Source organism: Pseudomonas sp. UBA3153, assembly GCF_002364635.1.
GTDB classification, from domain to species: domain Bacteria; phylum Pseudomonadota; class Gammaproteobacteria; order Pseudomonadales; family Pseudomonadaceae; genus Pseudomonas_O; species Pseudomonas_O kuykendallii.
In genome coordinates this window covers 1-3,326 of the sequence record NZ_DEYR01000051.1, presented here as the reverse complement: position 1 = coordinate 3,326, position 3,326 = coordinate 1, and the positions used below count along the sequence as shown (strand labels likewise).

Below are 3,326 nucleotides of genomic sequence, written 5' to 3'. Positions count from 1 at the left end.
TGCAACGCCGCCAGCGCGCCGCCGGCGAACGCCTGCGCTATGCCTTCGCCGCCTGCCCGCTGGGCCTGCTGTTGCTCGCCGCCAGCGCACGGGGCGTTTGCGCGCTGCTGTTCGGCGACGACCGCGAAACGCTGCTCGCCGACCTGCGCCAGCGCTTCGCCGCCGCCGAACTGGAAGAAGACCCGAAGGGCCTCGGCGACTGGCTGGCGGCGACGCTGCGCCAGCTGGACGAGCCGGCACGCGCCGCGCATCTGCCGCTGGACCTGCGCGGTAGCGCCTTCCAGCAGCGCGTCTGGCAGGCCCTGCAGGCGATTCCCTCGGGGCAGACGCGCCGCTACGGCGAACTCGCCGAACAGCTCGGCAGCCACCCGCGCGCCATTGCCCGCGCCTGCGCCGGCAATCCGCTCGGTTTGCTGGTGCCCTGCCACCGCGTGGTCGGCGCCAGCGGCGCGCTCGGCGGCTACCGCTGGGGCGTGCCGCGCAAGGCCCTGCTGCTCGCCGCCGAAGCCGATGCCCGCGAGCGCAAGGGAAACTGAGCGCGTCGGCGTGGTCGGAAGACAAACCCGCACAGGATTCTCGCCATGCACGCACTCAAGCATTATCACGTCAGCTACCGCATCAACGGCCAGGACGCGTCCCTGGACATGCAGGAATTCGAGGAGCCGAGCCTGGACCAGGTACGCCTGCGGCTGATGCAGAAACACCAGGCCGAACCCCAGGTGACCACCGATGCGCCCTGGGAAGATCCGGTCTGCGACAGCGAATACAGCCGCATCGCCGAGCTGGGCATCAGCGACATCCGGGTCACGCCGAGACAGGCGTAGTTCCAGTGCGCCGCGCGCACCCCTACGAACCCAGGGCGCGCAGGGCGCCCGCCACCTAATGAGGAGATTGCCAATGAAAGCCATCGTCTTCGACGTGTTCGGCACCGTGGTCGACTGGCGTTCCAGCCTGATCGCGCAGTTCGCCGAGCTGGCGCGGGAAACCGGCCAGGCGATTCCCGGCGAGACCCTCGCCGATGAGTGGCGCGGGCACTACGCGCCTTCGATGGACCGCGTGCGCCGCGGCGAGCTGCCCTGGACGGTGCTGGACGACCTGCACCGGCAGAGCCTGGATCGGTTGCTCGAAGCCCACTCCCTGGCCTTCGACGAGGCGCAGCGGCAGCGCATCAACCGCTTCTGGCATCGGCTGGAGCCCTGGCCCGACAGCGTCGCCGGGCTCACGGCGCTGCGCCGGCACTACACCGTCGGCAGCCTCACCAACGGCAACCTCAGCCTGATGCTGGACGTCGCCCGGCATGCAGGGCTGCCGTGGAACGTACTGTTCTGCGCCGACCTGTTTCGCCACTACAAGCCCGACCGCGAGGTCTACCTCGGCGCCTGCGAGCTGCTCGGCCTGGCGCCCGAAGACGTCATGCTCTGCGCCGCGCACAACTCGGACCTGAGCGCGGCCCAGGCGCTGGGCTTGAAGACCGCCTTCATCCCACGCCCCCACGAGTACGGCCCGCGGCAGACCCGCGACCTGCAGGCCGAAGGCGACTGGGACTACGTCGCCAAGGACATCCTCGACCTGGCGATCCGCCTGCGCAGCGGCGATTCCGCGTAGGAAACGCCGAGCGCCGTCCGGTGGGTTACGCGGCGCGAGCGTTTGGCGGCGTATCTGTCGATCGCGTGCTCGCCGCTAACCCACCCTACGAAAGTCGCTCCGGCCCGTAGGGTGGGTTAGGCGCCTCACCCAATGCATCGGCCGCGCGACATCGCCACGGGCGCCGTAACCCACCAGGCGAGCTCTCGCCGAGCACCATCCGCTTCAACGCTCCAGAATCGCCGTAACGCCCTGCCCGCCCGCCGCGCAGATGGAGATCAGCCCGCGCCCGCTTTGCGCCGCGGCGAGCAGCTTCGCCAGGTTGGCGACGATGCGTCCGCCAGTGGCGGCGAACGGGTGCCCGGCGGCCAGCGAGCTGCCCTTGACGTTCAGCCGCGCGCGGTCGATGGCGCCCAGCGGCGCCTCCAGGCCAAGCCGGTCGCGGCAGTAGCCGGCGTCTTCCCAGGCCTTCAGCGTGCAGAGCACCTGCGCGGCGAAGGCTTCGTGAATCTCGTAGTAGTCGAAGTCCTGCAGCGTCAGCCCATTGCGCGCCAGCAGCCGCGGCACGGCGTAGACCGGCGCCATCAGCAGCCCTTCCCTGGCCTTGACGAAATCCACGGCCGCCGCCTCGCCGTCCCTGAAGTAGGCGAGGATCGGCAGGCCGCGCGCCCTGGCCCAGTCCTCGCTGGCCAGCAGCACCAGCGAGGCGCCGTCGGTGAGCGGCGTCGAATTGGCCGCCGTGAGGGTGCCGCGCGGGCCCTTCTCGAACACCGGTTTCAGCGTCGCCATCTTCTCCAGGCTGATGTCGGCGCGCAGGTTCTGGTCGCGGTTCAGGCCCAGGTAGGGCGTCAGCAGGTCGTCCTGCCAGCCCTCGGCGTAGGCGGCGGCGAGCTTGTGATGGCTGTCGTAGGCCAGTTGGTCCTGCTCGGCGCGGGGAATCGCCCACTCCTGCGCCATCAGCTCGCAGTGCTCGCCCATCGACAACCCGGTGCGCGGCTCGCCGTTGCGCGGCAGCGCCGGCTTGAGATGGCCGGGGCGCAGCTGCATGAACGGCATGAGCTTGTCGGCCGTGGATTTACCGCGGTTGGCCTGCAGGAGGATCTTGCGCAGCCCTTCGTTGACCCCGATGGGCGCGTCCGAGGTGGTATCGACGCCGCCGGCGATGCCGCTGTCGATCTGCCCGAGGGCGATCTTGTTGGCCACCAGGATCACCGCTTCCAACCCGGTGCCGCAGGCCTGCTGGATCTCGTAGGCCGGGGTTTCCGGCGCCAGGCGCGAGCCGAGCACGCATTCGCGGGTCAGGTTGAAGTCGCGCGAATGCTTGAGCACCGCGCCGGCGGCGACTTCGCCGAGGCGCAGGCCATGCAGGTTGTAGCGCTCGATCAGCCCCTCCAGCGCGGCGGTGAGCATGTCCTGATTGCTCGCGGTGGCGTAGGCGGTGTTGGATCGGGCGAAGGGAATGCGGTTGCCGCCAACGATGGCGACCCGGCGCAACGAAATCATGGCGAGGCTCCTGGTTGAGGCCGCGCCACCGCGAACGAGTGGCGGCGCGACGTGGTCCACTTTGGAGATTCAATGCAGGAGTCCGTTCCATGAGCGACCGTTATTTCACCTTCGCCAATTCCGCTCTCGGGCAGAAGCTGGTGGCCTCCCTCGGCCTGCCCTCGCCGGTGCCGCTGGAACGCTGGAGTTCCGGGCGCGGGCGCCCGGTGGACGGCGCGCTGCTGCTCGGCGGCGATGGC

The 3,326-nt window shown here is 69.9% G+C and carries 4 protein-coding genes and 1 pseudogene; 4 read left to right on the top strand and 1 reads right to left on the bottom strand.

What is annotated here, in order from left to right:
- From B2X67_RS13260 to B2X67_RS13250, 3 genes are all read left to right on the top strand, one after another.
- Positions 1 to 536: methylated-DNA--[protein]-cysteine S-methyltransferase (locus B2X67_RS13260; RefSeq protein ID WP_286785776.1), on the top strand; the 536-nt coding region annotated here is incomplete at its 5' end.
- A 45-nt stretch (positions 537 to 581) separates the two neighbouring features.
- On the top strand, positions 582 to 824 hold the full coding sequence (locus B2X67_RS13255; RefSeq protein ID WP_286785775.1) for a hypothetical protein: 243 nt from the start codon (positions 582 to 584) through the stop codon (positions 822 to 824).
- 73 nt (positions 825 to 897) lie between these two features.
- The gene (locus B2X67_RS13250) at positions 898 to 1,605 is read left to right on the top strand and encodes a haloacid dehalogenase type II (RefSeq protein ID WP_286785774.1); all 708 of its coding nucleotides are present in this window, start codon (positions 898 to 900) and stop codon (positions 1,603 to 1,605) included.
- Positions 1,606 to 1,809: 204 nt separating this feature from the next.
- Here B2X67_RS13250 and B2X67_RS13245 read toward each other — a convergent pair whose 3' ends face one another.
- Complete coding sequence (locus tag B2X67_RS13245; protein ID WP_286785773.1) at positions 1,810 to 3,087, bottom strand: acetyl-CoA C-acetyltransferase; 1,278 nt, start codon at positions 3,085 to 3,087, stop codon at positions 1,810 to 1,812.
- Between the two features lie 89 nt (positions 3,088 to 3,176).
- Between B2X67_RS13245 and B2X67_RS13240 the strand changes: the two are divergent.
- Positions 3,177 to 3,326 (top strand): annotated as a pseudogene (locus B2X67_RS13240) (short chain dehydrogenase); the annotation flags it as partial.

Coding starts and splice junctions, on each gene's coding strand:
- B2X67_RS13245 (WP_286785773.1), bottom strand. CDS start 3,087: ATGATTTCGTTGCGCCGGGTCGCCATCGTTGGCGGCAACCGCATTCCC.
- B2X67_RS13255 (WP_286785775.1), top strand. CDS start 582: ATGCACGCACTCAAGCATTATCACGTCAGCTACCGCATCAACGGCCAG.
- B2X67_RS13250 (WP_286785774.1), top strand. CDS start 898: ATGAAAGCCATCGTCTTCGACGTGTTCGGCACCGTGGTCGACTGGCGT.